At 58.6% G+C, this 26,474-nt stretch carries 24 protein-coding genes; 9 read left to right on the top strand and 15 right to left on the bottom strand.

The window, feature by feature from the left end:
* Positions 1–2 precede the first annotated feature (2 nt).
* A complete protein-coding gene (locus ACOMDU_RS03950) occupies positions 3–443 on the top strand; it encodes an Hsp20/alpha crystallin family protein (protein WP_421129138.1) in 441 nt (146 codons plus the stop codon).
* Between the two features lie 131 nt (positions 444–574).
* Positions 575–799, top strand: a complete 225-nt coding sequence (locus ACOMDU_RS03955; RefSeq protein ID WP_022135770.1) for a Lar family restriction alleviation protein — start codon at positions 575–577, stop codon at positions 797–799.
* A gap of 53 nt (positions 800–852) precedes the next feature.
* Here the strand turns inward: ACOMDU_RS03955 and ACOMDU_RS03960 are convergent, their stop codons facing one another.
* The gene (locus tag ACOMDU_RS03960) at positions 853–1,182 is read right to left on the bottom strand and encodes a hypothetical protein (RefSeq protein WP_421129139.1); all 330 of its coding nucleotides are present in this window, start codon (positions 1,180–1,182) and stop codon (positions 853–855) included.
* A gap of 25 nt (positions 1,183–1,207) precedes the next feature.
* Here ACOMDU_RS03960 and ACOMDU_RS03965 point away from each other — a divergent pair, with 25 nt between their 5' ends.
* Positions 1,208–2,590 carry a tripartite tricarboxylate transporter permease gene (locus tag ACOMDU_RS03965; RefSeq protein ID WP_421129140.1) on the top strand — a complete coding sequence of 461 codons (1,383 nt, stop codon included), beginning with the start codon at positions 1,208–1,210 and terminating at the stop codon, positions 2,588–2,590.
* A 154-nt stretch (positions 2,591–2,744) separates the two neighbouring features.
* Here the strand turns inward: ACOMDU_RS03965 and ACOMDU_RS03970 are convergent, their stop codons facing one another.
* Positions 2,745–3,785, bottom strand: a complete 1,041-nt coding sequence (locus tag ACOMDU_RS03970) for a nucleotide-binding domain containing protein (RefSeq protein ID WP_421129141.1) — start codon at positions 3,783–3,785, stop codon at positions 2,745–2,747.
* Here ACOMDU_RS03970 and ACOMDU_RS03975 point away from each other — a divergent pair.
* Together ACOMDU_RS03975 and ACOMDU_RS03980 are read left to right on the top strand one after the other, a co-directional pair.
* Complete coding sequence (locus ACOMDU_RS03975; protein WP_421129143.1) at positions 3,784–4,050, top strand: class II fructose-bisphosphate aldolase; 267 nt, start codon at positions 3,784–3,786, stop codon at positions 4,048–4,050. The genes ACOMDU_RS03970 and ACOMDU_RS03975 overlap by 2 nt on opposite strands.
* Positions 4,051–4,235: 185 nt before the next feature.
* The gene (locus tag ACOMDU_RS03980) at positions 4,236–4,463 is read left to right on the top strand and encodes a hypothetical protein (protein ID WP_022135775.1); all 228 of its coding nucleotides are present in this window, start codon (positions 4,236–4,238) and stop codon (positions 4,461–4,463) included.
* Positions 4,464–4,502: 39 nt separating this feature from the next.
* On the opposite strand, the gene ACOMDU_RS03985 is transcribed toward ACOMDU_RS03980, so the two are convergent.
* The gene (locus tag ACOMDU_RS03985; protein ID WP_421129144.1) at positions 4,503–5,318 is read right to left on the bottom strand and encodes a glycosyltransferase family 8 protein; all 816 of its coding nucleotides are present in this window, start codon (positions 5,316–5,318) and stop codon (positions 4,503–4,505) included.
* A gap of 119 nt (positions 5,319–5,437) precedes the next feature.
* Entirely contained in the window at positions 5,438–8,104 is a 2,667-nt protein-coding gene (locus ACOMDU_RS03990; RefSeq protein WP_421129145.1) for an LTA synthase family protein, read from the bottom strand.
* Positions 8,105–8,405: 301 nt separating this feature from the next.
* Here ACOMDU_RS03990 and ACOMDU_RS03995 point away from each other — a divergent pair, with 301 nt between their 5' ends.
* Entirely contained in the window at positions 8,406–9,695 is a 1,290-nt protein-coding gene (locus ACOMDU_RS03995; protein WP_421129281.1) for a TrkH family potassium uptake protein, read from the top strand.
* A 12-nt stretch (positions 9,696–9,707) separates the two neighbouring features.
* Entirely contained in the window at positions 9,708–10,355 is a 648-nt protein-coding gene (locus ACOMDU_RS04000) for a potassium channel family protein (protein ID WP_421129146.1), read from the top strand.
* A gap of 172 nt (positions 10,356–10,527) precedes the next feature.
* On the opposite strand, the gene ACOMDU_RS04005 is transcribed toward ACOMDU_RS04000, so the two are convergent.
* The gene (locus ACOMDU_RS04005) at positions 10,528–11,289 is read right to left on the bottom strand and encodes a hypothetical protein (RefSeq protein ID WP_421129147.1); all 762 of its coding nucleotides are present in this window, start codon (positions 11,287–11,289) and stop codon (positions 10,528–10,530) included.
* A 13-nt stretch (positions 11,290–11,302) separates the two neighbouring features.
* On the bottom strand, positions 11,303–12,349 hold the full coding sequence (locus tag ACOMDU_RS04010; protein WP_421129148.1) for a hypothetical protein: 1,047 nt from the start codon (positions 12,347–12,349) through the stop codon (positions 11,303–11,305).
* Between the two features lie 557 nt (positions 12,350–12,906).
* Between ACOMDU_RS04010 and ACOMDU_RS04015 the strand changes: the two genes are divergently transcribed.
* On the top strand, positions 12,907–14,457 hold the full coding sequence (locus ACOMDU_RS04015; RefSeq protein WP_421129149.1) for a recombinase family protein: 1,551 nt from the start codon (positions 12,907–12,909) through the stop codon (positions 14,455–14,457).
* A gap of 98 nt (positions 14,458–14,555) precedes the next feature.
* On the opposite strand, the gene ACOMDU_RS04020 is transcribed toward ACOMDU_RS04015, so the two are convergent.
* From ACOMDU_RS04020 to ACOMDU_RS04060, 9 genes are all read right to left on the bottom strand, one after another.
* Positions 14,556–15,293, bottom strand: coding sequence for an MBL fold metallo-hydrolase (locus tag ACOMDU_RS04020; protein ID WP_421129150.1), 738 nt, complete (start codon positions 15,291–15,293; stop codon positions 14,556–14,558).
* Between the two features lie 11 nt (positions 15,294–15,304).
* Positions 15,305–16,705: a dihydrolipoyl dehydrogenase gene (gene lpdA, locus ACOMDU_RS04025; RefSeq protein WP_421129151.1), complete on the bottom strand. Its 1,401-nt coding sequence runs from the start codon at positions 16,703–16,705 to the stop codon at positions 15,305–15,307.
* Positions 16,706–16,718: 13 nt separating this feature from the next.
* The gene (locus ACOMDU_RS04030) at positions 16,719–17,954 is read right to left on the bottom strand and encodes a dihydrolipoamide acetyltransferase family protein (protein WP_421129152.1); all 1,236 of its coding nucleotides are present in this window, start codon (positions 17,952–17,954) and stop codon (positions 16,719–16,721) included.
* A 10-nt stretch (positions 17,955–17,964) separates the two neighbouring features.
* Positions 17,965–18,945: an alpha-ketoacid dehydrogenase subunit beta gene (locus tag ACOMDU_RS04035; RefSeq protein WP_421129153.1), complete on the bottom strand. Its 981-nt coding sequence runs from the start codon at positions 18,943–18,945 to the stop codon at positions 17,965–17,967.
* A complete protein-coding gene (locus ACOMDU_RS04040) occupies positions 18,942–19,931 on the bottom strand; it encodes a thiamine pyrophosphate-dependent dehydrogenase E1 component subunit alpha (protein ID WP_421129154.1) in 990 nt (329 codons plus the stop codon). Before ACOMDU_RS04040 ends, ACOMDU_RS04035 begins: the two co-directional genes overlap by 4 nt.
* Entirely contained in the window at positions 19,918–20,808 is an 891-nt protein-coding gene (locus ACOMDU_RS04045) for an NAD(P)-dependent oxidoreductase (RefSeq protein ID WP_421129155.1), read from the bottom strand. The genes ACOMDU_RS04040 and ACOMDU_RS04045 overlap by 14 nt, the downstream gene beginning before the upstream one ends.
* Positions 20,809–20,864: 56 nt before the next feature.
* Entirely contained in the window at positions 20,865–21,908 is a 1,044-nt protein-coding gene (locus ACOMDU_RS04050) for a DctP family TRAP transporter solute-binding subunit (RefSeq protein WP_421129156.1), read from the bottom strand.
* A gap of 98 nt (positions 21,909–22,006) precedes the next feature.
* The gene (locus ACOMDU_RS04055) at positions 22,007–23,287 is read right to left on the bottom strand and encodes a TRAP transporter large permease (protein ID WP_421129157.1); all 1,281 of its coding nucleotides are present in this window, start codon (positions 23,285–23,287) and stop codon (positions 22,007–22,009) included.
* On the bottom strand, positions 23,284–23,850 hold the full coding sequence (locus ACOMDU_RS04060) for a TRAP transporter small permease (protein WP_421129158.1): 567 nt from the start codon (positions 23,848–23,850) through the stop codon (positions 23,284–23,286). Before ACOMDU_RS04060 ends, ACOMDU_RS04055 begins: the two co-directional genes overlap by 4 nt.
* A gap of 477 nt (positions 23,851–24,327) precedes the next feature.
* Between ACOMDU_RS04060 and ACOMDU_RS04065 the strand changes: the two genes are divergently transcribed.
* Positions 24,328–26,454, top strand: coding sequence for a helix-turn-helix transcriptional regulator (locus ACOMDU_RS04065; RefSeq protein WP_421129159.1), 2,127 nt, complete (start codon positions 24,328–24,330; stop codon positions 26,452–26,454).
* Positions 26,455–26,474: the final 20 nt, after the last annotated feature.

Genomic DNA, 26,474 nt, shown 5'->3' on the forward strand with positions numbered 1-26,474 from the left:
ATATGTTGCCCAGCATTTTTGGTGAGAATTTGTTTGATGATTTCTTTGGCGATCCCTTCGGCATGATGCCCCGCGGCCGTGACCCGCTGTACGGCAAGCACGCCAGGAACCTGATGCGTACCGATGTCCGCGAGACGGAGGATACCTATGAGCTGGACGTGGATCTGCCGGGCTTCAAGAAGGATGAGGTCACGCTGGAGCTGAAGGACGGCGTGCTGACCATTCAGGCGGTCAAGGGCCTGGACAAGGACGAGACGGATAAGAAGGGCAAGTACATCCGTCAGGAGCGTTACGCCGGCGCGTGCAGCCGCAGCTTCTATGTGGGCGATGCGGTGGAGCCGGAGGACGTCAGCGCCAGGTTTGAGGATGGCATCCTGACCATCTCCGTGCCCAAGAATGTGAAGAAGCAGCTGCCCAAGAACAGCGCCATCTCCATTCAGTAACAGGAGCGAAACGCCCCGGCGCCGAAAGGCGCCGGGGCGTTTTTGCATGGCAGGGGAGGGGGGATATTTTTCTTGCCTTTCCCCGCTATATGCGCTATACTGAGCCCAACCTGACCCATAGGAGGATGTACATGGACCCGATTTTTGATATTGAATTGCAGGACTGCCCCATCTGCCGCGGCGTGGGTGCCATGCAGGATGAGCAGGGCTGGTCCGTCTCCGTGGCCTGCATGGACTGCGGGGCCGAGACGGCGCACGCCGAGTACCGCACGCCCGAGGAACGTCTGGAGTCCGCGCGCCGCGTGGCGCTGCTGTGGAACATGGGCAAGGTCGTGCATACCGGCGCCAGCGATTGAACGGCTGCACATGACATGAAAGGGCCGCCCCGAACGGGGCGGCCCTTTTCCGCTTATTGTGCTACCGGAGCGTCCAGCCAGTAGATGACGTAGCATTCCTGCATCTCTCCCATATAGAAGAAAATGTTTTCGCCCATCTCAATGTGCTCACCGAAGGTCAGATCCGGCACGAACAGACGGCCGCTGGTGCGCTTTGGCCCCTTGATGGTGAAGCCCTCCGCTGTGGGGTGCCGCCGCAGCTCGTTGGCGGCGTCCGCCAGACCGGGGAAGTGCAGCGTCCGTTCCAGCTCTGCCAGCTGTGTCTCTCCGTTGATATAGACCAGGTGATTTTCGTCCTTGAACCAGTTGATATGCATGGTGGTGTCCTCCTTGCGGTCATCCATATCAGTGTATCATATTTGGCGCGGCTTGTCACCCCCTATCGCCTCCGCATACCCGGCGCAGAAAAATCCCGCGGTATGGTCCTGCATTCTGGCCGGTGCGCTGGCGCTGCTGTCTGTGGCACTGATCATCGAAACGGCGCTAAAAAAAGAACCCGGTGAGGAAAAGAAGGCTATCGATTGGAAAAGCCCCGGAATGATCCATGTGTACATCATGTTGGGAATTGTTGTGAGCTTTGTGGTGTTGATGAAGATCGTCGGTATGCTGCTGGCGCTGCTCATTATGATCCCTGCGATCGAATATCTGATGGGCTGCCGCAGCAAGGTCATGCTGATCGCGCTGGCCTTTTTCGGCATTAGCATCATCACTAGTGTGTCCGGAAAATCCGTGATCAAGGGTCTGATGGGCGGTATTCTGGGCCTGCTGTTTGCTACCGTGGGTGTGGATAACTTTACCGGCACGTACCGCTTTACCTTTGGCGGCTCCTTCCTCAAGGGCGGTCTGGCTATGATCCCCATCTTGATCGGCGTGTTTGCTTTCGCACAGGTGCTCAAGACCATTGAGGAGAAATACAACGAGCAGCCGCTGCATGAGCGCGTTAAAATCGAACGGGTCTTTCCCCGCAAAGATGATTTGAAGACCATCGCTCCCACGGTGGTCCGGTCCTCCATTCTGGGTACCTTCATCGGTGCTGTACCCGGAACCGGCGGCGATATTGCCTCCTGGGTGGGCTATAACATGGCCAAGCGCTTCTCCAAGCATCCCGAAAAGTTCGGCCACGGCTCCCCCGAGGGTATCGCAGGTTCCGAGGCCGCCAACAACGCTATCGCCGGCGGCGCGTTCGTGCCCCTGCTGGCTCTGGGTATCCCCGGCGATGCCGGTACCGCGGTCATGATGGGTGCGCTGACGATGCAGGGTATCGTCTTCGGGCCGTCCCTGTTCACCGAGGAACCCGGCAAGGCTTACATCGTGTTCATTGCTCTGTTTGTTGCCAATATCCTGATGGGTATTTGCGGTTTCTCGATGATTCGTGTTTTCGGCAAGGTCATCGATGTACCCAACAAATATCTGGTGCCTGTCATCATGACATTCTGCATTACAGGCACCTTCGCATTGAACCACTATCTGGAGGAAGTTTTCCTGATGCTCATCATGGGTGTGATCGGCTTTGTCCTGATCAAGCTGGACTTTGTTATGCCACCTATCATTCTGGGCCTGGTCCTCGGATCCCTGGCAGAGAAAAATGCCCGCCGCAGTATTGACCTGCTGGGGTCCTCCGAGACGATTTGGCAGCACCCCATTGCCATTATCTTCATCGTGCTGGCCATTGCGTCTCTGGTGTCCCCCGCAATCAGCGCGGCAATCAAGAAGCGCAAGGCCGCCAAGGCTGCGGCTGCTGAGGAGAACTGAAGACAAACGGCGCAGCTTTCCTGTTCCGTTTATGCCAGCAGGCCCGGGACGGTCATCCGTCCCGGGCCTGCCGCAGCAAAAGAACGGATGCCTTTCTGTAGACATCCGTTCTTTCTTTTGCTTTGCTTAGTTTTCGTATATTGTGGGCGGCACATCACTTTTTGAGCAATGTCTGTACCACCTGGCACAGAGTACCCTCTGTGCCCACATTACCGGGGAAGATGATATAGGGCGTGTGCGGGAAGGTGCTCTCCTCGCCGGTCTCCCAAACGGGAACGCCGGGGGCGATCTGACCACGGACCCGCGCACAGTGTACCCGCAGCGCCTTTACGCCCACATCGCTGGAGGTAATGCCGCCCTTGGCCAGCACAAAGGCAGGCCGCACTGTCAGGTCGGCAACCAGTGATGTGAGCGCATCCGAGATCTTCACACTGATCGCCAGATTTTTTTCCCGCTGGTCATCCTCAGAGCGCAGGACCATACGGCTGGTGTATACCGCCACGGTCGTGCCGTCTGCCAACAGTGTGTTGGTACGGTCCAGAATACGCCGGCGCTCTGCCGCCAACGCGGCATCGTCAAATACGGTGTTCACATCAAAACAGATGTATTCGATCTCCGGGCAGCCCTTTTGCAGTGTCTCCAGCTGCATTGTGGTTTTGCGGACATGGGAGCCGACGACAATGATGCCGCCGTTCCGCTGGTCGGCGCACATAAGATCCTCCCGCTGCAGCAGAGGCTGATCGCTCACCGCGCCCAGGATTTTGACCACGGCTGCCGAGCCGCGGAACATAAATACCTTACCCCGGGCTGCCGCGCGCAGATAGGCGGTAACGAACACCGCTACATCGTCATAGCATACGGCGTTGACCACCACTTTGTTGAAGCCGGAAACGCCCATCAGCTTTTCGCAGACGGCGTCATAGTCGCGGCGGCGCAGCTCGTCAAGCGAGATGGATACCACCTGCTCCGCAGGGTAGGCGCCGCCGGTTTTTTCCTGGCACCATTCCGTCAGGTCGGAGGCGCGATAGGCGAAAGTGGTGTCCCGGGCAAATTCCGTCTCGCCGGCAGGCACCAGCGTGTCACCTTCACGGACATAGTGTACGTTGTCTATGGTATATCTGCCGCCCTCCAGGAAAAACGGCAGGAGTATCTCGCCGTCATAGTGCTCCGGCAGCAGCGCCGCACCGCCCACCATGTACCAGCGCCTGCAGGAGGTACGTGACGTCACCGATGTGCCCCTTGTGCTGCACGGTGGTTCCGGTATCCCTGACGATATGATCCAGACCGCTATTGAGATCGGAATTCGCAAGATCAATGTTGCCACGGAGATCCGCATGGCCTATGTGGAAGGGTTGCTCAGCGGCTCTGCCAATGGCGACTACTACGAGATGGTCAAGGCCGGTAAAGCCAGCGTCAAGGCCCGCGCCAAGTCTAAGATCGACCTGTTCCTGCGTAAATAAGTTATCTTCCTCCGCGGCGGCGCTTACTCCTTGTGCCCCGCCCCCTCCATACAAAGGACCGTCCCGTTTCAAACGGACGGTCCTTTTCCCTGTGCGGCCGGCAGGCTGCGAGGCACCGCCGCGGGATATATTTCCACCGGGAGCGGCATAGGATAGGGCAAAAAACAGAAAGGGGCGCACGTTTTATGAGCAAGGTCAAAATACTCCTCCTGCGGCGCTGGTACATGGTGGGCGGTGCGGCGCTGCTGGCCGCTGCGGCCATTTTTTACGCGGTGAACTACCCAGCATCTGTCAGCGCTGCGGCCACGACTCGGCAGCTGCCCATCTACTCTGTGGAGCGCAGCCAGAAGGTCTGTGCCATCAGCTTCGACGCCGCGTGGGGTGATGCAAAAGTGCGGCAGTTCAGTTGCTGAACTGCCGCACTTTATTGCCATATATGATACAAAAATAATTCAATGATGACCGTTCTCTGACATTTGAGAGACTGCTTCATTATAAAACACGTTCAATTCCCCCATATATCCAGGCTTCCAGGGCTTGTTCCGCCCACAGTAGTGGATGACCGCCGACCCTCGCCGCACGTCCTCCAGCGTCATGCCGTCTCCGTTGTGCCGGTGGAGGGCAAACAGCTTTTCCGTCATGTTGTAGCGGATGGGATCCAGCGGTAGGATGCGCTGGCCGTACAGGGCACTGATAATGTCCTGATCCGGCAGCATGAGCCGCCCCTTGTGGGCGTCCATGTAGTCGAATACCGCCTGCGTATCCTGCTCCGCCCGCAGTGCCTGCAGATTCATCAGCATGACGCCGGAATTGATATAGGGACTGTCCTCGTCCATGTCCAGACGCAGCTCATTGAAACGGTGCAGAAAGCCGCGGATATGGGTGGCCGCCGCAAAAAACGCCGTGCCCATCGGCATCTCATACAGCTCCCGCAGACTCTGGCGCACTACAATATCCGGGTCGAGATACAGCACCCGATCCAGCGTGTCCGGCAGATATTTGGCCGCAAAAATGCGGTAGTAAATGGCTTTCGGGTAGCGGTCGGAGGTCGGCGCGTCCGCCAGACCGTCCTCGTCCACTCGTATCAGGTGCAGTTCGCCCCGCTGCCCCAGCAGCGTTCGTGTTTCCGCCACGTCCGCCTCCGACAGTCCCTCGTCGTGCAGCAGGTACACGTCAAAATGCGCGGCGCTGTCACTATGCAGCGCGGAGAACAGCATTACATTTAGCTGCGGAACATAGTTCCGATCCAATGTCATCAACAGGTTCATGTGCATACCTCGGCTTTTTTGTTTTCAGTATATTCTGCGTCCTGTCAAAAAGCAAGGGTGCCAACGTCACGCGCGGGCAAAAAAACGTTTTGCATTGTCTATGAAAGCAAAACGCTGCATTATGCTTCGCTTCGCGAGTTCAGCTCATAGGTACACAGATAGAACAGGAACGAGGTCATCTGATAGCGGCTGATATGGGTGTCATAGGCCGCCAGCAGCTCACTCAGTCCGCTGTCGCGGGTGGTGATATCCCGATCGTCACACCACAGCATGGCCTTGACGACCTCGCCGCTGAGCCGGGGATTTTCCCACATGGTCTGCCGCAGCAGCTCCTGATCTACGCGGGTGTCAATGCCGGACATGGCGGCGTAGCGATAGATCAGCAGGCAGGCCGTCTGGTAATCCATGTCGTCGTCATAGGCCGTATGCAGATCGCCCTGACGGAGCAGCCCCGTTTGATACGCCCAGCACACGGCGTCGTAGTAGGGGCAGGCGGAGCTGTTGAATTCCTCGGTTTCATAATCGGGCGGCAGGGCGGTGTTGTCCGTCTCCGGCCTTTGGGAGATGCGGTACAGCACATCCACGAATTCGCCCACCTTTGCCGTGGCCTTTCCGCCGAAGGTGTCCGGCGTTTCCGGGTCTATATATCCGTTGCGGTACATATAGAGGACGCTGGCCTGGTTGAAAATGCCTGTGATGTCCGTAAACACCACCGTATCCTCCAGCGTGCCGCCGCTGGACGCCTTGCCGAAAACATGGGCGTAGTAGTCACTGTTGACGATGTTGCTGGACATCTGGAACTTATTGTCCACATACAGCCGGTAGGCCTCCAGCTGCTCGTCAGAAATAACGATGCTCTCGTCGGCGGGGATCACCGTCTCCGTACCGGCGTCATAGCGGAAGGTCTTTGTCAGGAAGGACTTGTCCGACAGCACCGCCATATGTATGCCGTTGGACAGCACGTCGGTGCCCGCCAGCAGCCGGGAGTCGTAGTCCACGCCGAACAGGTTTAGCAGCGTGGGCAGGATGTCCGCCGTGGAGCAGTACTCGTCCACCACGATGTTCTCGGACAGGCCGGGCACATAGCAGATGAAGCTGTTGCGGTACTTCTCGAAGGTGAGATCCATCTCCCGCCCCGCCAGCTCGTTGTACTCATCCTCCGTCAGGCCGTAGGGATAGTGGTCATTGGTCAGTACGATGCAGGTCTTATCGGCCACGCCCGCCTGCTCCAGCCGCTGCAGCAGGTAGGTCAGCGCGTTTTCCAGCTCCAGATTGCAGGCGATATACGCCTTCACCGGCTCGGAATAGGGCAGATCCTTCACCGCGTCGTGGTTCTTGGCGCTCATGGCGTTGTCCCAGTTGTACTGATAGTGGCCGCTGAAGGTCATGTAATAGGCATGGAAAGGTGTCTCACTGTTGAGGTAGTCGTCCACTGAGGCCTCCATCATCTCCAGATCGGAGGAGGGCCAGTCGATCTTTATATCCAGCCCGGAGTCCGCCGCCTTGAAGGTATAGCCCATGTTGGCGTGGGTGATGTTCCGGTTGTAGAAATCTCCGATATAGTCGTGATAGCCCCAGGTCTGGTAGCCCTTTTCCTTCAGGGCGTTGCCTAGGCAGAAGGGCAGATAGTTGGTGCCCGCCACGTTGAAGCTGGAATCGGTCTTGGTGCGGGACATATCCGGGTAAAGTCCCATGCACATGGTGTACTCACCGTTGGTGGTGACGGATTGGAACGTGCCGTAGTAGTTTTCAAAGATGATGCCCGTGTGGGACAGCTTGTACAGGGTGGGTGTCAGCTCCTCGCTGATGAACCAGGGGCAGAAGCTCTCGGCACAGATGGTGATCAGGTTGTAGTCCTGCAAAAGCCCAGTGTAGTTGTTCTTCCGGGTGGGGACCACCTGCGCCAGATACTCATCCGTGGTCCTGCACATGATGTTATCCGCAGACTCCGCCAGCTTTGCAAAGTCGATGCTCTCGATCACATTGTAGGAATTGCTGCTGTAGAGCTGCCTGGTGGCTGTGCCCAGCGGGGACGGCGTGATGATGACGCTGCCGCTGCTGCCGAAGACCATATAGCGAAGCTCCTGCACCGTGGTGGCCAGCATGCCCACGCTCTTATAGCTGCTGTCGGTAGAGGTGTTCACGTTGGTGAAGGTCTTGTAGACGGAGAACGACTTGCCCCGCCCGGCGTACATAATGCCCGTGGTGACCAGCAACAGCGTCAGCAGGATGCCCAGCGTCGCCAGCGCCTGCCTCCACTTGAGCCGCACGGTCAGCACCCGGAGCTTGCGCAGAGCAAGGCAGAGGATCGTCACGATCAGCGGCACCAGCAGCAGAAGGATGGGCACGATGTTCTTGCCGATGCTGTACAGGATCTGCGAGTCGAAATTGGTGATGACGTTCCCGCCCATGCTCACCTGACTGATGGGCATGAAGTTGCCGAAAATGGCGTGGTACATCAGCTGCACCTCGGCAAACAGCACCTGCACGGCGACCAGAAGCACGCCCGCGATTTGCCGGGCGATCTTGGGCAGGTGCGTGGTCAGCAGCGTGCAGACCGTGCCGCCCAGCAGTCCGAACAGCACCAGATAGACCGCCCGCCTGTCCAGCGATCGGTAGACGCACAGGTGCAGGCACAGCTCCACATAGACGCTGGCGCCGCAGAACAGCAGCAGGCTGCGGAGCCACGCCTGCCACATGCTGCGGCGGAGGCCCTCCGCCGTTTCAGGCGCCTCGCAAGGCGCCTGATGGGTGTCTGTTATCTCATTGGATTTTGTTTTCAGCATATATATCTCCCGCAGCAGACTTTTTCTCGGAGAAAAGCCTGCGAAATTTGTCAAAATATTAGTGCGCAGCATATCATACTGTAAACGTAAAGAAATTGCAATGATTTCTGTAAAAATTAAAGAAAGGTTCACAGTTGTTCTCGGTCGTTCTGAGCCGAAATCTTAACAAAATGTGTATAGCCGAAACGCGAAAACCGTGCTATACTGTACGCGAAATTGGGAACGCAGTCGATTTTAGGAGGTGAGTCCTGTGACAGAGACCGGTTTCCATCTGAAACGCCATCTGACGTCCTTCCAGATCATGATCCTCGGCTTTGCGGGCGTCATCCTGCTGGGCGCGCTTGTGTTGATGCTGCCTATCGCCACCGCAAGCCACACATGGACGCCGTTTCACGAGGCGTTGTTTACCTCCACCTCCGCCGTCTGCGTAACGGGGCTGGTGGTGCAGGACACCGGCAGTTACTGGTCCGGCTTCGGTCAGACCGTCATCCTGCTGCTGATCCAGATCGGCGGCTTAGGCGTCATCACGGCGGCTGTAACGTTTTTGATGCTCTCCGGCAAGAATATCTCGCTGAAGGAGCGCAGTGCCATGCAGGATGCCATTTCCGCTCCGGTGGTGGGCGGCATCGTGCGCCTGACGCGGTTTATTCTCAAGGGAACGTTCTTTGTGGAATTGGTCGGCGCTCTTGCGCTGCTGCCGGCGTTCTGCCGGGACTATGGACTGCGGGGCGTGTGGATGGCAATATTTCACTCCGTTTCCGCCTTCTGCAACGCGGGCTTTGACATTCTGGGGCGGGCGGATACGCTCTACCCTTCATTGACGGCCTACATATCCGACCCGCTAGTCAACATCGTCATTATGCTGCTGATCATCGTGGGCGGTATCGGCTTTCTGACGTGGGACGATGTCTGCACCCATCGGCTGCACCTGCGGCGGTACCGGATGCAGAGCAAGGTCATTCTGAGCGCAACCGTCATCCTGATCGCGCTTCCGGCATTGCTCTTCTTCCTGACAGACTTTGCAGAGCTTCCCGCAGGACAGCGCGTTCTGGCGTCGCTCTTTCAGGCGGTCACGCCGCGAACAGCGGGCTACAACACCGCAGACCTGACGAAAATGAGCGACACCTCACAGGCGGTCACGATTTTGCTGATGCTGACCGGCGGCGCGCCCGGCTCCACCGCGGGCGGCATGAAGGTGACGACGCTGGCTGTGCTGGCCGCCAACGCGGTCGCTGCCTTCCGAAGGCGGGAGGACCCACAGCTTTTTAAGCGCAGGCTGGAGCCCTCCGCTGTACGGAACGCCGCCGCCATCCTGCTGCTGTACTTGGGACTGACCTTCGCGGGTGCGGCGGTCATCAGCGCGGCGGAGAACCTGCCGCTCGGTGCCTGCCTCTATGAAACGGCATCCGCTGCCGGAACGGTAGGGCTGACACTGGGGCTGACGCCGCAGTTGGGTACGCTGTCGCAGAGCATTCTCATTCTGCTGATGTTCTTCGGGCGTGTCGGGGGACTTACCCTGATCTACGCCGCTTTCTCCGGGCATGATCTGACCTATGCCCGGTATCCGAAGGAAATGATCACCGTAGGCTGAAAGGAGCGCACGATGAAAAACGTATTATTGATCGGACTCGGCCGCTTCGGGCGGCACCTTGCCATGCAGCTGAGCGAGCTGGGGCATCAGGTCATGGCGGTGGACCGGGACGAGGAGCGCGTCAACGAGTGTATGCCCTTTGTCACCAACGCGCAGATCGGTGACAGCACCCGCGTGGATTTTCTGCGCTCGCTGGGCGTTGGAAACTATGATGTCTGCTATGTTACCATCAGCGGAGACTTCCAGAACTCGCTGGAAACGACGTCGCTGCTCAAGGAGCTGGGGGCGAAATATGTGGTGTCCCGCGCCGAACGGGATGTACAGGCAAAATTTCTGCTGCGCAACGGCGCGGACGCGGTGACATACCCGGAAAAGCAGCTGGCGAAGTGGGCGGCCATCCGGTACACCGCCGACCACATCTTCGATTACATAGAGTTGGACGAGAAGCACGCCATTATCGAGGTCGCCGTCCCGGACAGCTGGCAGGGGCACAGCATCGGTGAGCTGGACATCCGCCGAAAGTACGGCGTCAACATCCTCGGCGTGAAGCGAGACGGCAAAACCAATGTGACCATCTCGCCGGAAACGGTGCTGGACAGCAGCCTGACGCTGCTGGTGCTGGGCGAGTATACGGCGCTGAAAAAGTGCTTCCGGCTGTAAGGCTGCATCTGCCGGTGCTCGTGCGGTTGCAACCGGCTCGCTGGAGTATGTTACGCTGCCAAGCTCTCCGCTCAAAACTTCGGGTCTGAGGCTGCCGGTATAGGAAAAGCGCTCCTGCGAGGATCGACCTCGCAGGAGCGCTTTTTTGTTTCAGGTGTCGGGAGAGCTGTGTTTACTCGCCGATGTCATCCAGCGACAGTACCTGCTCATAAGAATCTGCACCGGCGATAGAGCCGATGGGCAAGACCACGTGGAGCTTTCCGTCACCATCAGCGTATGTGCGGACGCTCATGTTGATGTTCTCATCGGACAGCGTCCAATCGCGGCGTTCCGTCAGGAACTCATCCGTATCACCGCCCGCAATTGCTCCATACTGTGTGTCGAACTTTGCAGCGGCAGCGCGGCGTACCGCCTCCAAGAAGGCTGTCTCATCCACATCCAGTGCCTTCAGCAAGCCCGCTGTGGTGAGCTGCTGGCCACTGACGATGTCATACAGATAGACATTGTATTCGTTCACATCGGCATCCCAACCGCAGGAGACGACCAGCGACAGGATATTCTCATACTGATATGACTCCCATGCCACATAGAAACAGGACAGGCTGACCTTATCCGAGACATCTTCAAGCACGCCATTCACGATCGGGGTGTACGCATCGGAGATGGCCTTGTTGATGGCCTCCGCGCCCTGTGTGTCCGCCTCGATTTGGGGCACGCGGTAGGCATAATGGCCGCTGTTGCCCACGCCGTCGGTATAGTCGAAGTCCTCGTTATACAGTTCGGTGATTTGAGGTGCTTCATAAGACGCGTCGGGCGTCTCGGCCTGATGGTCGTCCTGTGTGTTATTATTGTCTGTCCCATTGGGCGTTGCGCCGCAGGCGGCCAGTGCGAAAATCATTGCTGTGGCCAGCAACAACACAAAAATCTTCTTCATGTAAATGTCCTCCTTACTTCCACGAGAACCGACCCACAACGGCCTCCGTGTACTGGTCATCCGTGATAGCCGTATACCGCTCTCCGTCATACCAATCGGTAAAGCCGTTGTCCGTCTGATAAATTTCGCCGGTCTCCGTGTCCATCACCCGCTCAAAGCCCATGGTGGCATCGCTCTGCTTCTGGCTGATGATGTCCTGACTGGTATTCCGGCTTTCCCATGAGGACATGATGGCATCCTGCATCTCATTGGCGGACTGGCTTAACTGCTGGGATTGCCGCATCGCCGCGTCGCTCTGCGCCATGGCGGAGGAAGTATAGCTGCCGGAATAGTCCAGGCTGCCCAAGCTCCGTGTCAGGATGTCCTCCCAGTTCTGGAACATCCCCTTTTCAGCGGAGACGATGGTGGTGCTGTATGCCATGTAGTACCCGCCAAGGCCGGGGATGGGGAAGGGCACAAGCTCCACGGAGCACATACCCTCCGCCTCGACGCCGTCCTGCGTAAATTCTGCACGCAGCACACCGGCTGTCCCGCCCAAAGAGCCGGTCGCGTCAAAGGTCTCTGTCACCGTGAAATCCTCATACTGCGGGAAGTGGAGGCTGCTGTAAAACGGCTCTGCGGCAACCGCCGACAGATACTGCGGCAGCACGTCGAAGTAACCCTTCACGGACTCCTCTGCCATTACGGGGAACGCTGCGTAGGCAGCGTTCCAGTATGTATAATTCTGCTTCAGGAAGTCATCCGCAAACAGCGGCTCTGCCTTTAAGATATACAAAATCTGATTTACGCTGCACGCGGGGTCATACGCTCGCAAAGCGTGGTACATACCCGCGTTGGACGTGGCCGCCTCCACCATCCAGCCCTCCGGAACGCTCATAGAGAAATCTGCACAGGTATACGGCTCCAGCTCCAGCCCGGACGCCATGGGCGTAATGACGAATTCTTCCGTCTGCTGTGTGTTTCCGCCGTAGTCCTGTGTGTCATCTCCGTTGCTTCGGCTTCCACAGCCGCACAGCAGTGTTATGGTAAAGGCTAAAATGATACAGATAATTCTCCTCATAAGTCCCCCTCCTTGCCAATTATGCTCCAAGTATAGCACAAGTTCTGCCCCACCGCAACGTGTTCTGCGATGCGCCCTGTCCAAAAACGATCATGCATATATTCTCTTGACGAAGATGCGCGGCAAACAGCAACTTCCAGCCAAAGAAATGCAAGAATGGCAGTAGCGAAACGGCGCTATACTGCACGAACCGAGACATACTGCGCAGACGCGTTCTCTAAGATTTTACGGTGCTCATGTTGTGAACTTTACGTTGGCCGCCTACTTCTGTTGCTCCAATTTCGAGCTTTAACCGTTCCTGCTCTGCCTCATAATCAGCTGTCATTTTCTTATACTATACCGATAAACATACGGTTTCCGTAGCGCGCATACGATGGACTATTCTCAAACAGGAGGTCTGTTTATGCCAACCGTTCAGCAAGCACCCGCCCCGACGATCACCGTCACTCGCAATTTCCTTGGTCAACAGACAGCTGAGACGTTGCTGTTGGAATTGATCCGCGCCCATACTCAGGCGGCTTAATGCCTGCGGGCAGTCTACGGAAAGGAGGGGACTTATGGAGAAGCGATTACTGCCTACTGCGCTGTACTGTCGCCTGTCCCGGGAGGACGGAGACCGGATGGAGAGTGATTCCATCGGCAACCAGCGGAAGCTGCTGGAGGCGTATATCGAAAATCATCCTGAGTTGGTGATGGCGGAATGCTATGCCGACGACGGCTATACCGGCACGAATTTCCAGCGCCCCGCCTTTCAACGGATGCTGCGGGACATAGGGAACGGGCGCATCCGCTGTGTGCTGGTAAAGGACCTGTCCCGTTTCGGCCGTGATTACATCGAAACAGGCCGCTATCTGGAGCGTTGGCTGCCGGAGCACGGTGTGCGGTTCATCGCTGTCACGGACAATATCGACAGCGACCGCGGCGCCTACGACATGATGATGCCGCTGAAGAATCTGTTTAACACCCAGTATGCACGCGACATCTCCCAAAAGGTCAAAAGCTCCCTCCACGCCAAGCAGCAGCGGGGCGAGTTCATCGGGGCCTTCGCCAGCTACGGGTACTGTAAGGACCCGCAGAATCATAACCGTCTGGTCATCGACCCGCCTGCGGCGGAGGTGGTGCGGCGCATCTTTACCCTGTTCGAAAACGGAATGGGAAAGATCCGTATTGCCAAGCAGCTGAACGAGGAGGGCATCCCCTGCCCCAGTGAGTACAAACGGCTCACCGGCGAAAAATATCGCAACAACCACCGGCTGGAAACCACCACCTACTGGACATACGCTACCATCCACCGTATCCTGCAAAATGAGATGTACATCGGGAATATGGAGCAGGGACGGGACGACCGCCTTCAGATGCACGGGAAAGCCAAGCGGAAGGAGCGCTCCCAGTGGACGGTAGTATCCGGCACCCATCAGCCCATCATCGAAAAGGGCCAGTGGCAACGGGTACAAGCTCTGTTGCATGCCAACGCCCGCACACCGGATTTTCAGCAGAATGTCAGTCCCTTTGCGGGCTTTCTCAAGTGTGGCGATTGTGGACGAGCCATGGTCAAGACCACCTGGGGTGGCAAAATCTTCTACACCTGCGGCTCGTATAAGCGCTACGGCGCGTCCGTGTGCAGCAAGCACTATATCGCCCATGATGTGTTGACGAAGGTAATACTGGATGATTTGAACCAACTCATTGCCGGCGTGGAAAACCTCCACCAGCTGGCACAGCAGGGCGCGGCGCAGCGCCCGCGCTCCGGCACCGACCAACCCCAAAAGCTGGAAGCTGCATTGCAGCGCATTCAGCGCCGCCGCCAGAGCGCCTACGAGGACTATCAGGACGCGCTTATCTCCAAGGAGGACTTCCTCCGCTGCCGCGCTGATTATGACGCACAGGAGCAGGCGCTGCAGGCCCAACTGGACAAGCTGCGCGGCACAGCGCAGGACGATCCGCTATGTCTGCCGTGGGTAAAGGAATTGCTGGCGTCGGGGCAGCTGGCGGAGCTGGATCGCCCCACAGTCGCCGCCGCCATCCGGGAAATCCGCGTCTACGAGGGGAACCGTATAGAGATCGACTATCTGCTCCCGGAGGGCTGCCGCGCTCTGCTGGAGGGGTGAGTGTACCCCAGCATACTGCTGACGATTTCCACGTCTACACCGTTTTATAGAAAAGACGTCCTGTTTTCCAGCGAAAACAGGACGTCTTTTGCTTTTTATCAGCTATGCGGGGCGGGCTGCGTTTCATCCGGGATAAACAGGGTCTGAAAGCGATTATCGAGCACATGGACGGCTCCGACGCCGGATAGGCTTTGTGCGGCACGATCTGCCGCCGCGCGAAAGCCCTCGGTATCATCCTCCTCAAAGGGGAGGTGATACAGCGCGATCTGGTCAGCGTGCAGCTGCTCCCGCAGAAAATCCCGTCCGCGCTGCAGCGTGGCCCAAGGGAAGTTCAGCAGCGCAAGGCGCAGATGCCGCCCGTTCACCACGGGAAGCAGCTCCGGAGAGGCCACGGCGCAGTCACCGGGAAGCAGTATGCTGTCCCTTCCGCAGGTGATGGTGAGTCCGTAATGCGGCACACCGGCGAAAGCCATGCCGTCGTGGGTCAGTCGGTAAAAGTGCAGCGCCACCCCTTCGATGGATGCGGCGGCCTCCCTCCCCGACAGAAGCTCCTGCTCCGGAAAGTCCTTCTGCGGCAGAAACAACCGTGCCTTCGGCCAGCGGCGGCAGGCCTCCGCCGTCAAATGCGCCGCATAGTGATCTGGATGACAGTGCGTATATACAATGGCATCCGGCGACTGAAAGGCGGCTTCGGACCACAGCCGCTGGAGCAGATGACTGTCCAGCGTGGAAAACCCCGGCACACGCGTATCGTGGAGCGCGTCTATCCAGATGCGGACGCCGCCCAGCTCCACGGAAACGCCTGCATTTGCGCTCAGCGTAACACGGATCGCCATTCTGCGCGCCGTCAGTTCTTTGTGTGGATGGCACGCTTTTCCGCGTTCAGCGCGGCTTCGCGCATGGTCTCCGTGACAGTGGGGTGAGAGTGGATGGTGTCGATGAGCTCATCCAACGTCATCTCACCACCGATGGCCAGCGCACCCTCAGCGATAAGGTCGGTCGCGCGGGGCCCGATGATATGCATGCCCAGGATCTCGCCATACTCCGCACCGGCGATGATCTTGACAAGGCCCTCGCCGCCATTGAGGATCAGTGCCTTGCCGTTGGCGCTCATAGGGAATTTGCCCACCTTGTAGGCAATGCCCTGCGCCTTACACTGCTCCTCGGTCAGGCCCACAGAGGCGGCTTCCGGCTCCATATACACGCAGGTGGGGTTGGTCTTTTCGCAATAGTGCGCCTCATGGCCGCAGATATTTTCTGCCGCCACCTCGCCCATGGCGGAGGCGGTATGCGCCAGCTGTGCATGGCCAAACACGCAGTCACCGATGGCGTATACGCCGGAAACGCTGGTCTCCATCTTATCGTTGACGAGAATACGACCCTTATCGTTGTCGATCTTGCCGGCGGCCAGATCCAGCGCGGCGGTGTTGGCCTTGCGGCCGATGGCCACCAGCACCTTCTCCGCCTCGAAGCTGACGGTGTTGCCGGACTTATCCTTGCAGACCACCTTCGCGCCCACGGGGCTGTCCTCCACGGACTGCACGGGGCACTCCAGATGGAACTCCATGCCCATTTTCTTCATGTGGGCCACCCCGATCTTCGTCAGATCGCCGTCCAGCATAGGCAGCATATGGTCCATGGCCTCCACCACGGTGATCTTCGTGCCGAAGGCCGCGTAGGCGCAGGCCAGCTCCAGGCCGATGACGCCGCCGCCGATGACCACCATGGTCGCGGGCAGCTTGTCCAGCGACAGCGCGCCGGTGGAGTCGATGCAGTTGGGGTTCTCCTTCAGACCGGGGATAGGCGGCTGGGCATTGACGGAGCCGGTGGCCACGATGATGGCATCGGCGGTCATGCTCTCCTTGCTGCCGTCGGGCTTGGTGACCTCAAGCTGCTTTTCGCCGGTGAACTTGGCGGTGCCGTCCACCTTCTTGACCTTGTTCAGCTTCAGCAGACCGGCTACGCCGCTGGTCAGCTGCTTGCTGATGGCGTTCTTGTGGGCGATGACCTGGGGGAAGTTGACCTTCACACCCTCGACCTCTACGCCGATATCCTTGCCCTGCGTCCTGATCTGCTCCACCAGCTCGGCGGAGTGCAGCAGGCACTTGGTGGGGATGCAGCCTACGTTCAGGCAGGTGCCGCCCAGATATTGCCTTTCAATAATGGTCACGTCCGCGCCCAGTTGTGCGGCACGGATGGCCGCCACATATCCGCCGGGGCCGCCGCCGATAACAATGATCTTTTTCATACCGCACCTCGCATCAAAGCAGGATCTCTACGGGCGATTGCAGCAGGTCGCGCAGCGCCATACCGAAGCGCGCCTCCACAGCGCCGTCCATGGCACGATGATCGAAGGTGCAGCAAAGACGCATGACCTGATGCTTTGAAATGGTCCCATCCGCCTCCATGACCAGCTCATCCTCCACCGCCGTGACGCCGAGGATAGCGGCATCCGGCTGGTTGACGATGGGCGTGAACATCTCGATGCCGAACATCCCCAGATTGGATACCGTGAAGGTGGAGCCCTTGTAATCATCAGGCGTAAGGCCGCCGTCCTTGGCACGGGCCGCCAGATCCTTGGCACAGGCCGCCAATGCATCCAGACTCAGCTTGTCGGCATCACGGATTACAGGAACGATCAGTCCCGTGTCCAGCGCAACAGCCATGCCCAGATTGACGTGAGCGCGGTGAATGATCTGGCTGCCGTCAAAGCTGACCAGCATCTCAGGATGCGCTGCCAGACACTTTGCCGTTGCCTTGAGGATCAGGTCATTGACAGAGTACTTCTTTCCCGTCTTTTCCAGCAGTTCTCTGCGGAACTGCATCAGCGCCGTCACGTCCACCTTGGTGACCTGCGTTACGGGCGGGATCTCCGTGTGGGACTGCTGCATACGCTGGGCTACGACCTTCCGCATACCGGAGAGCTTCTCCACTGTGTCGCCGCCCATCTGCTCCGCCGCAGCAGCGGTAGGAGCCGGTGCAGCAGCGGCGGGGGCGGGAGCGGGGGCGGCGGGCGCTGTCGGGACCTGCGCGGCGTAGGCGCGGACGTCATCCGCACGGATACGTCCGCTGGTACCGCCAGGTATTACCTGCGACAGGTCAACGCCCAGCTTGGCAGCGATCTTGCGGGCCAGCGGGGATGCCTTGACACGACCGCCGGACATCTGACCGACGGCGGCAGGCACAGGCTCCACAGTGGCAGGAGCCGTATCGGCGGCAGCGGGCGCCGTTGTGCCGCTGCCGTCGGGAAGGGCCTCGCCGGGCTGGCCGATATACGCCATCAGCCCCTGCACGGGGATATCCTCACCCTCCTGTGCAACGATCTTCAGCAGTACGCCGTCCACCTCGCTGACCACGTCGTTGGTCAGCTTTTCTGTCTCGATGCTGGCCAGCACATCGCCGGCCTTGACGGTATCTCCCTCGGCCTTGAGCCACTGAGCGACCGTACCAGTCTCCATGGAAACGCCGAACTGCGGCATTCTGATCTCAGTTGCCATATGTGCCTCCTTATTCTTTTAGCAGAGCGGCTGCCTCGGCGGCGATGCGCTCGGGATTGGGATAGATCTCGTCCTCCAGCTCGGCGCAGAAGGGCACAGAGGAGTTCAGTGCCGCCACGCGGCGCACCGGTGCGTCCAGCTGATCAAACAACTCCTCCATGATCTGCGCGGACAGCTCAGCGCCGAAGCCGCAGCGCTTGACATCCTCCTCGGCGATCAGTACACGGTGGGTCTTGCTGACGGAGTCGCGGATAGTATCCCAGTCCAGCGGGACGAGACTCCGAAGGTCAACGACCTCCGCGCTCACACCGTCGGCAGCCAGCTTTTCCGCGGCCTCCAGGGAGAAGTTGACCTGGCGGGCCCACGTAAGGATGGTCAGATCGCTGCCCTCACGACGGATATTGGCGCTGCCCAGCGGGATTGGCGCAACATCGTCCGGCATCTCTACCTTCTGCGGGTAGAGGAGCTTGTGCTCCAGAAATACCACGGGGTCATCATCGCGGATAGCGGTCATGAGCAGGCCCTTGGCGTCAGCCGGCGTAGAGGGGCACACCAGCTTCAGGCCGGGAATATGGGCAAACAGCGCTTCCATGTTCTGGGAGTGCTGCGCCGCGCCGCGGCGGCCGGTGCCCATGGGCGCGCGGATCACCATGGGGATCTTGACCTGTCCGCCGGTCATATAGTGCAGCTTTGCCGCCTGGTTCATCACGGGATCCAGGCAGACGGAGATAAAGTCATTGTACATCAGCTCGACGATGGGGCGCTTGCCGCGCATGGCCGCGCCTACGCCGATGCCGGTGAAGCCCCATTCGCTGATAGGGGTGGCGATAATGCGGTCGGGACCGTACTTGTCCAGCAGGCCGATACACGAGCCGAAGGGACCGCCCAGCTCCCCGATATCCTCGCCCAGAACGATCACGTTTTCATCACGGAGCATTTCCTCGTCGATCGCCTCGCGGATGGCAGCGATCATAGTAGTCTTACGGCTCATCGAACAACACTCCTTTCGTTGTCACAGGCATAGTTGTATTTCAGCACATCGGCAGGATCGGGCAACGGGGACTCCAGCGCAAACTGATACGCTTTTTCCATACGCGCCTCCACCGCCGCCTCCACGGCATCCATCTCCGCCTGTGTGGCAGCGCCCTCCGCCAGCAGGTATGCCTTGAATTTGTTGATCACATCGTTTTCATGAGCCGCCGCGTTATACGCCTCGGACATATACTTGCCCGGGTCTCCCACATAATGGCCGGTGTAGCGATAGACATCGCACTCCAGCAGCACCGGCCCCTTGCCGCTGCGGGCATGGGCCACAGCCTTCTGCATCGCCTCATAGACGGCCAGCACATCTGTGCCGTCCACCACATCGCCTTCGATGCCGTAGCCCTGAGCGCGCTGGGCCAGCGTGGAGGTGGCGCAGGTGGTGTGGATGTTGGTCGACACGGCGTACTGGTTGTTTTCAATGAAATAAACAATGGGCAGCTTCCAGACGGCCGCCATGTTGATGCACTCGTGGAAGCAGCCCTGATTGGTGGCGCCGTCGCCGAAGAATGCCACGGATACCGCGCCGTCCCGATTGATTTTGGATGCCAACGCCGAGCCTGTGGCCAGAGGAATGCCGCCGCCGACGATGCCGTTGGCGCCCAGCAGACCGCTTTCCACCTTTGTGACGTGCATGGAACCGCCGCGGCCATGGCAGAAACCGCTTTCCTTACCGTAAAGCTCCGCCAGCGTATGCTCCACATCATCGCTCTTCATGACGCAGTGGCCGTGGCCGCGGTGGCTGGCCGTGATATAATCCGTGGATTCCAGCGCCATATTGGCGCCCACAACGGCGCCCTCCTCACCCAGGCAGACGTGGATGTTTCCCTTGATCTCACCCTTGAGGCCGCCCTCCATGGCGCGCTGCTCAAATTTGCGGACCTTCCAAAGGTTTTCCAGGACCTTCAGAAGAAATTCCTTTTCATAGGTTGCCATTCCATAACCTCCTAAGATCTACTTTTGATTGGAACAGGTCGATGACCGCCGCTACATCCTCGTTGCCGCGACCCATATCCGCCAGCTTCTCCAGCAGCAAAGTGGACAAATCGCAGGCGGGGATATCGGCTCCCAGAGCGCGTGCCATCTCCTGCGCGTTGTGCTGGTCCTTCAGGTGGATCAGCACGCGGGAGGATGCTGTGTAATCTCCGCTGATCATCTTGCTACCCTTCATCGTCAGAACGGGACTGGCGGCTGCGCCGCCGGACAGCGCCTCCATGAGCCGTGTCAGGTCTACGCCGGCCCGGCGCGCAAGGCCGAACGCTTCGGCGATCAGTGTGATCTCACCGCCAACGATCAGGTTGTTGATCAGCTTGGCAGCATAGCCGCTGCCCAAAGGCCCCATGTACGTCACATGGGCGGCAAAGCAGGTCAGCAGCGGCATAATCCGTGTCACAGCTGCCTCGCTGCCGCCGCACATGGCGCTCAGCGTGCCCTTCTCGGCGCCGTCTACGCCGCCGCTGACGGGGCAGTCGATCAGCTCGACGCCCCGCGCAGCGGCCGGCGCAGCGCAGCGTTGTATGACCGCGGGCACTGAGGAGCTGGTGTCCACGACCACGGCGCCGCTCCGGCAATGCTGAACGGCTGCCTCCAGATTTGCCTGTACCAGCTCATTGCTGGGCAGGCTGAGAAAAATCACATCGCTTTTTTCCAGCAGCGCTGCGCTGTCCGGCTCAGGCGTACCGCCGGCCGCCGCCAGCTTTTCCAGCGCGGCAGGCACAATGTCAAAGCCGTACACAGGGCAGCCGCTTTTCTCCAGCAGCCGCCGCGCCATGGGAAGTCCCATGTTTCCAAGGCCGATAAATCCAATGTTCATGATCATTCCTCCCACAAATGCAGGTTCCTTTTCCACACAGGCAAACCGCACCTTGCTTACTTCAGCATATCAATGAGCTGCTGGTAATCCGTGTACTTGTCATACACCTTGAGAGCCTTGCTGCGGAATAGCTCCGCGTTCTCCGGCGTCATCTCGTAGACCTCGATGCCGTAGTCATCGACCCATCTCTGCAGCGCCGCCTCGCACTCGTCGCGGGTATACTGCACCTGATAGGTGCAGGCCTCCTTGGCACACTCGTCCACAATGGCCTTCAGCTCATCGGAAAGGCTGTTGTACAGGTCGCCGTTGATGACCATGAACATGATGCCATAGTTGGCCGTCCACGCGGTCACATAGTTCTGCACCTCCTGAATGGAGCTGGCATCGGCAACGGCGATGGGGTTCTCCTGCCCGTCATACAGCTTGGTCTGCAGGCCGGTGTAGACCTCAGCCCAGCCGGCAGTGGTGTAGTCCACGCCCCAGCTCTCATAGGTGGCGATCAGGATGGGAGCGCCGCCGATACGCAGCTTCAGATCGTACAGATCGTCAGGAGTCTTGACAGGGTGCTTGCGGTTGGTGAGGTAGCGGAAGCCGTTTTCGCCAATGCCCAGGCACTTGACGTTGTACTTATCCTCCATAGCCTTCATCAGGTACTTGCCGCCCTCGCCATTGATGAGCTTGCTGTCCACATCGTCATAGCTGTCAAAGAGGAAGGGCAGGTTGGGGATGTTGAACACGGTGTCAAAGTTGCCCCAAATGCCATCGGCCTGGAACGTCACATCGATGGTGCCGTCCATACAGGCCTGCACAGAGTCCGCCGTACTGCCGTTGGTCAGCTGGTCGGAGCAGTAGATGTCCAGCTTCACAGCGCCGTTGGTCTTCTCCTGCAGCAGCTCGCTGAACTTCTCCAGACCGACGTCAAAGTTGGAGCCCTCGGCGCCGGAGGTAGCGGCGGTCCATGTCATCTTGGGGAAGCTGGAATCGCCGCCGCCGTTGCTGTCGCCGTCCGCAGCAGGGGTTTTGCCGCTATCACCGCAGGCAACGAGGCTCAGCGCCATGACAAGCGCCAAAATGAGGGCCAGAAATCTTTTTGCTTTCATAAGTAGTTCCTCCTAAAATAAATCATTTTGATATGGTGCATGCTTGGGCGGGGGCCGCCTGCCTGTACGCAGGCAGGCGGCAAGGGGGGGAGAGAAAGTCATGCGCCAATCAGGCACGTGGTAACTTGCGGGACATAGGTGACCAGCAGCAACACCAGCACAGCCGCCGCGATCATGGGCAGGCACGCTTTGGCCACGCCCTCCACACCGACACGGTGACCGGGGATACGCAGACTGGAGGCGACAAACAGGTTCGTGCCGACCGGCGGCGTGAACTGGCCGATGGCCAGGTTGACCGTGCAGATCATGCCGAATTGAATGGGGTCAATGCCGAACTCCCGCGCGACAGGATACATGATGGGAACGAAAATGTACATATTGGAGTTCGCATCCATAAAGCAGCCGGCAATCAGCAGCACGATGTTGATGATGACCAGGAAGCCGCCCTTGCCGCAGTTCTCCAGCAGAGCCTGGACGCTGGTGGAAATGCCATAGCGCGTGCAGGCGTAGGAGAAGATCGTTGCGCCGCCGATGATGAGCATCAATCCGCCGGTGCTCTTGGCCGTATCATAAAGAAGCTCCACGATATCCTTCCACTTCAGCTTCTTATAGATGACGGTACCGACGAACAGGCCGTACACCGCAGCCACGGCCGCCGCCTCCGTAGCGGAGAAAACGCCGCCATAGATGCCGCCCAGAATGATGACGGGCATCAGCAGCCCCCAGAAGGCGCTCTTGAAGGTGCGCCACACCTCGCGCCAGCCCTTCCAGGGGTGGGCGGGCTTCAGGTGGTGCTTGTGGGCATAGATCTGCACCACGATGATCATGGCAACGCCCATAATGACGCCGGGGAGAATACCGGCCACAAAGATGTCGCCCACAGAAACGCCGGTGAGGGACGCATAGATCACAAACGAAATACTGGGCGGGATAATGACCGCAATAGAGGAAGCGGCAGCCACCACGCCATGTGCGAAGGGGTCGGAGAATTTCTCACGCTCGATCATGGCGGGGATCAGGATAACGCCCAGAGCTGCCACGGTGGCCGCGCCGGAGCCGGAGATGGCGCCGAAGAAGCAGGCCACCACAACGCAGACCATTGCGATGCCGCCGCGCAGGTGCCCCAGCAGCGCGTCAATGAAGGCAATCAGTCTGTCGGAGATCCCGGCTTTCGCCATGATGTTGCCGGACAGGACGAAGAAGGGAACGGCCAGCAGAAGATACTTGCCGATGCCGCCATAGATCTGGCCGGCGATAACATTGATGCCCGTCCCATTATACAGGATGGCCAGCAGCGAGGACATACCCAGAGACAGTGCGATCGGTGCACCCAGAAACAGCAGGATCACAAAAACACCCAGCATAATGGCATACGTCATGCAGCATCGCCTCCCTTCGTCATGTCTGCGCTCTTCAGCTCTTTCAGCTCAGCGATCCCGTCCAGGATGCGCTCCACCGTGTGGATCACCATCAGAAACGCGCCCAGCGGGATAAATGCGTTGTAGATCCAGTCAGGCACAGCCAGCGCCGTGGTGACCTGTCCGCTGGCGATCTTTACCGCGCAGCGATCCCAACCGCTGATGAAAATGATCACACCGAAGACGATCAGGCAGATGTTGGTGATGATCTCAATGGTCAGCTGTGCACGGCGGCTCATCTTGCCGGTGAAGATCGTCATATTGATGAGGCCGCCCTCTTCACCGGCGCACAGGGCGGCGCCGACCATGTAGGCCAGCACCAGCAGCGCTACCACGATTTCCTCGGACCACGAGAGGTTCACATCCGCCTTAAAGATATAGCGGCAGACAACGTTCACCGCTGTTAGCGCCACGCCGATGGCAAGCGCAACAACGATGATCCACTTCTCCGCCACGGCCAGACCTCTCGCCACCCGTTTGTAGGGATTCTTCTTCATTCCATGGACCACCTCTCTCATAGTCATTTCTCAATTTCTCTTTGACGTATCGTCTGCGCAGAGGGATGGACCTGCGTCCGGCATGCCCGGCCCTCTGTACTTTGCATATGTATCTCATACGCTGATCATTTTCAATAAACAATTCTTTCCCAGATCGTGATACCGCCGTGTCCTGGCAAATATTTAACAGCTTCGCAAGTTTTGTTCATGCCGAAAAAATCGTTTAGCATCGAATCGCCGAACATCCGTGCAAAAAACTGTGCAATTCACCGATCCAACGCAGGAGAAAAGCCGGTCTTTTTTCGTAAACTGCTTAAAAAAAGTGCAAAAAGACGGGGCATGCAGGGGAAATGTGCACTTTAGATAGGACATCCTATTTTGCGAAAGCAGGTGCGGTTTGCTCCTTGCGGAAATGCACATTTTTTGATATGATTCATTTACCATCGATTACCATATTACGTTCTTTGTCAAGGCGTCTGCTGCAAGTGGCGGAGGTGATTTTAAGTGGCGCGGAAAGAACTGAGCGATGCGCTGAGGCATGAATTCTTCCGGTCGGGAAGCGTTCTGCGCAGCACCTTCTTTACCATACTGTCCCTGCTGCTGGCCGTTATGCTGCTCTTTCAGATCTGGCTTTACCATAATGCCTACCAGAGGCTGCTCGGCAGTGCACGCGAGAGCGGCGAGGCCTTTCTCACCTTGGCGGCAAAGCTGTCCGATGAAAATTTCGGCAGGCTCTGCGATGCGGCGGAACAGCTGACGTGGAATGATGAGGTTCTGTACGCAGCACTGTTTCCAGACACGCAGGATCGGCCCCGGAACTTCCGGATCGTCACCGAGCTGAAGTCTTTCGCAGCTGACACACGCTACGTCACCGACGTTATTCTGCTGTGCAACCATTATGGCTCCGCCTATTCCTCCGGCGGTGACGTAGGCCTGCTGGCAGAGCTTCCCACGGCAGAAGACTTTTCCGCGCAGGCCCTGGGGCCTGCCGGCGCCTCCAGCGCCACGCTGGTCCGCACGGCATCCGGCACACTGTGCCTGCGGTATCCGTTTATTCCCTGCTCCTATGGATATCTGGGTGAGCTGCTGCTTTATCTGGATGCCGAAGCGCTTTTTTCCTCGTTGTGCAGCAGAGTGGAGCCGCTGGCTGTCTATGCGCCGGACGGTTCCCTGTTGTACAGCAATCTGGATACACCGCTGAAGGCCGGCAGCCGCAACACGCTGGTGGGGATGTCTGCCGCCACAGGACTCACCTTCTGCCACAGCTATACCACGGTGACGCTCCCTCTTGGCGAATATCTGGCATCGAATCATCTGCTGCTCGTGATGGTGATCCTGTTGGCTGTGCTGGTGCTGGCGGCCCTGCTGGTGGCATGGCTGTTCTACCGTCCTCTGCGGAAAACGCTGCAAACACTGCGCAGCAGCGATGAAGCCCTGCCGAAAAACGAGTCTGTCAGCGACTGGGACCTGCTCAACCGCAGTGTTCTCGCCCTTAGCCGCGACACGGTGCAGTTCCGCAAGATCATACAGATCATTTCCCCGTATGTGCTGCGTCAGCTGCTGTGCGAGCTGGTGGACGGTGCGGAGCTGGACGCAGATTCTGTCCGCCAGACACTCGCAAGCCTTCCCGACACGCTGCCGTGCGAAGGGACATTTCTGCTGTTCGTCACGTCCAACCGCGTCACAGGCGTGCTGAATCCGGCAGCCATTGAGCATACCATCAAAAACCTGCAAAATATTCACTTTCCCCGCTGGAGGCTGTATTCCTTTTCCTATCGATACAGCATCCTGACCATTGCCTGTTTACAGGACAAACAGGCGATTGCTGACGGTGAGGCAGAGGATTTGACGCGCGCCATCCATATTTTTACGCGCAGTCTCCCCAACAGCGTGGTCGTCTGCAGCCCGCGGTTCTCCGATCTGCTGCAGATCCACAGCGTGTACCAGGCGCTCCTGTCCGATTCACAGACCAGCGCTGCCCGGCAGGTCTCCCGCGCGGATCTTGAAAAGCGCATCCGCAGTACGGTTGGCGCCATAACGGAGCACTCGGAGGAGGCGGCGTCCACCACGCTGCGTCACCTGCTGTCTACCATCCGGCAAGCGGAGCTGCCCGATCAGGACACGCTGGACTGCTGTCAGATGCTGGCCAGCGAGCTGCAGGAGCTGAATCGCACCTATCGCGGAAAGCTGGGCGCCTTTGCGCCGGAGGGCGATCCGCTCACAGATGCGTACTACGAGCAGCTATGTGCCTATCTGCGCGCGGCGGTACAGGAGATCTTTACCAATCTGGACAATCGTCAGCGCAGATACCTGCTGGCCGCCAAGAAATACGTAGGGGAGCACTACATGGACAGCAGCCTGTCCCTTGACGGCGTTGCCGCCCAGCTGGGCATCAGTCCGTCGTATCTCAGCCGTATTTTCAGTGAGATCGATGGAAAGAGATTCACGCAGTATCTCAGCGACCTTCGCATCGAAAAAGCAAAGCAGCTGCTGGCGGATGACAGCAGGCTGGTACGCGACATCGGTCAGGATGTCGGTTTCCTGACCATCCAGAACTTCATGCGGGTATTTAAGGCCAAAACCGGCGTGACCCCCAGCGAATACCGATCGACGCTGCCGAAAAACAGCTGAGCGATACATCGATCCTGAAA

The sequence above is a fragment of the Vescimonas sanitatis genome (assembly GCF_049060325.1).
Classification (GTDB): domain Bacteria; phylum Bacillota; class Clostridia; order Oscillospirales; family Oscillospiraceae; genus Vescimonas; species Vescimonas sanitatis.

What these genes read in the sequence shown, in the direction of transcription:
- ACOMDU_RS03975 (WP_421129143.1), top strand. Translation starts at nt 3,784, where the DNA reads ATGTACCAGCGCCTGCAGGAGGTACGTGACGTCACCGATGTGCCCCTT.
- lpdA (WP_421129151.1), bottom strand. Translation starts at nt 16,705, where the DNA reads ATGAAAAAGATCATTGTTATCGGCGGCGGCCCCGGCGGATATGTGGCG.
- ACOMDU_RS04015 (WP_421129149.1), top strand. Translation starts at nt 12,907, where the DNA reads ATGGAGAAGCGATTACTGCCTACTGCGCTGTACTGTCGCCTGTCCCGG.
- ACOMDU_RS03950 (WP_421129138.1), top strand. Translation starts at nt 3, where the DNA reads ATGTTGCCCAGCATTTTTGGTGAGAATTTGTTTGATGATTTCTTTGGC.
- ACOMDU_RS04020 (WP_421129150.1), bottom strand. Translation starts at nt 15,293, where the DNA reads ATGGCGATCCGTGTTACGCTGAGCGCAAATGCAGGCGTTTCCGTGGAG.
- ACOMDU_RS04055 (WP_421129157.1), bottom strand. Translation starts at nt 23,287, where the DNA reads ATGACGTATGCCATTATGCTGGGTGTTTTTGTGATCCTGCTGTTTCTG.
- ACOMDU_RS04040 (WP_421129154.1), bottom strand. Translation starts at nt 19,931, where the DNA reads ATGGCAACCTATGAAAAGGAATTTCTTCTGAAGGTCCTGGAAAACCTT.
- ACOMDU_RS04060 (WP_421129158.1), bottom strand. Translation starts at nt 23,850, where the DNA reads ATGACTATGAGAGAGGTGGTCCATGGAATGAAGAAGAATCCCTACAAA.
- ACOMDU_RS03995 (WP_421129281.1), top strand. Translation starts at nt 8,406, where the DNA reads ATGATCCTCGGCTTTGCGGGCGTCATCCTGCTGGGCGCGCTTGTGTTG.
- ACOMDU_RS04050 (WP_421129156.1), bottom strand. Translation starts at nt 21,908, where the DNA reads ATGAAAGCAAAAAGATTTCTGGCCCTCATTTTGGCGCTTGTCATGGCG.
- ACOMDU_RS03990 (WP_421129145.1), bottom strand. Translation starts at nt 8,104, where the DNA reads ATGCTGAAAACAAAATCCAATGAGATAACAGACACCCATCAGGCGCCT.
- ACOMDU_RS04035 (WP_421129153.1), bottom strand. Translation starts at nt 18,945, where the DNA reads ATGAGCCGTAAGACTACTATGATCGCTGCCATCCGCGAGGCGATCGAC.
- ACOMDU_RS04000 (WP_421129146.1), top strand. Translation starts at nt 9,708, where the DNA reads ATGAAAAACGTATTATTGATCGGACTCGGCCGCTTCGGGCGGCACCTT.
- ACOMDU_RS04045 (WP_421129155.1), bottom strand. Translation starts at nt 20,808, where the DNA reads ATGAACATTGGATTTATCGGCCTTGGAAACATGGGACTTCCCATGGCG.
- ACOMDU_RS04005 (WP_421129147.1), bottom strand. Translation starts at nt 11,289, where the DNA reads ATGAAGAAGATTTTTGTGTTGTTGCTGGCCACAGCAATGATTTTCGCA.
- ACOMDU_RS04010 (WP_421129148.1), bottom strand. Translation starts at nt 12,349, where the DNA reads ATGAGGAGAATTATCTGTATCATTTTAGCCTTTACCATAACACTGCTG.
- ACOMDU_RS03985 (WP_421129144.1), bottom strand. Translation starts at nt 5,318, where the DNA reads ATGAACCTGTTGATGACATTGGATCGGAACTATGTTCCGCAGCTAAAT.
- ACOMDU_RS03955 (WP_022135770.1), top strand. Translation starts at nt 575, where the DNA reads ATGGACCCGATTTTTGATATTGAATTGCAGGACTGCCCCATCTGCCGC.
- ACOMDU_RS03970 (WP_421129141.1), bottom strand. Translation starts at nt 3,785, where the DNA reads ATGGTGGGCGGTGCGGCGCTGCTGCCGGAGCACTATGACGGCGAGATA.
- ACOMDU_RS04030 (WP_421129152.1), bottom strand. Translation starts at nt 17,954, where the DNA reads ATGGCAACTGAGATCAGAATGCCGCAGTTCGGCGTTTCCATGGAGACT.
- ACOMDU_RS03980 (WP_022135775.1), top strand. Translation starts at nt 4,236, where the DNA reads ATGAGCAAGGTCAAAATACTCCTCCTGCGGCGCTGGTACATGGTGGGC.
- ACOMDU_RS03960 (WP_421129139.1), bottom strand. Translation starts at nt 1,182, where the DNA reads ATGGATGACCGCAAGGAGGACACCACCATGCATATCAACTGGTTCAAG.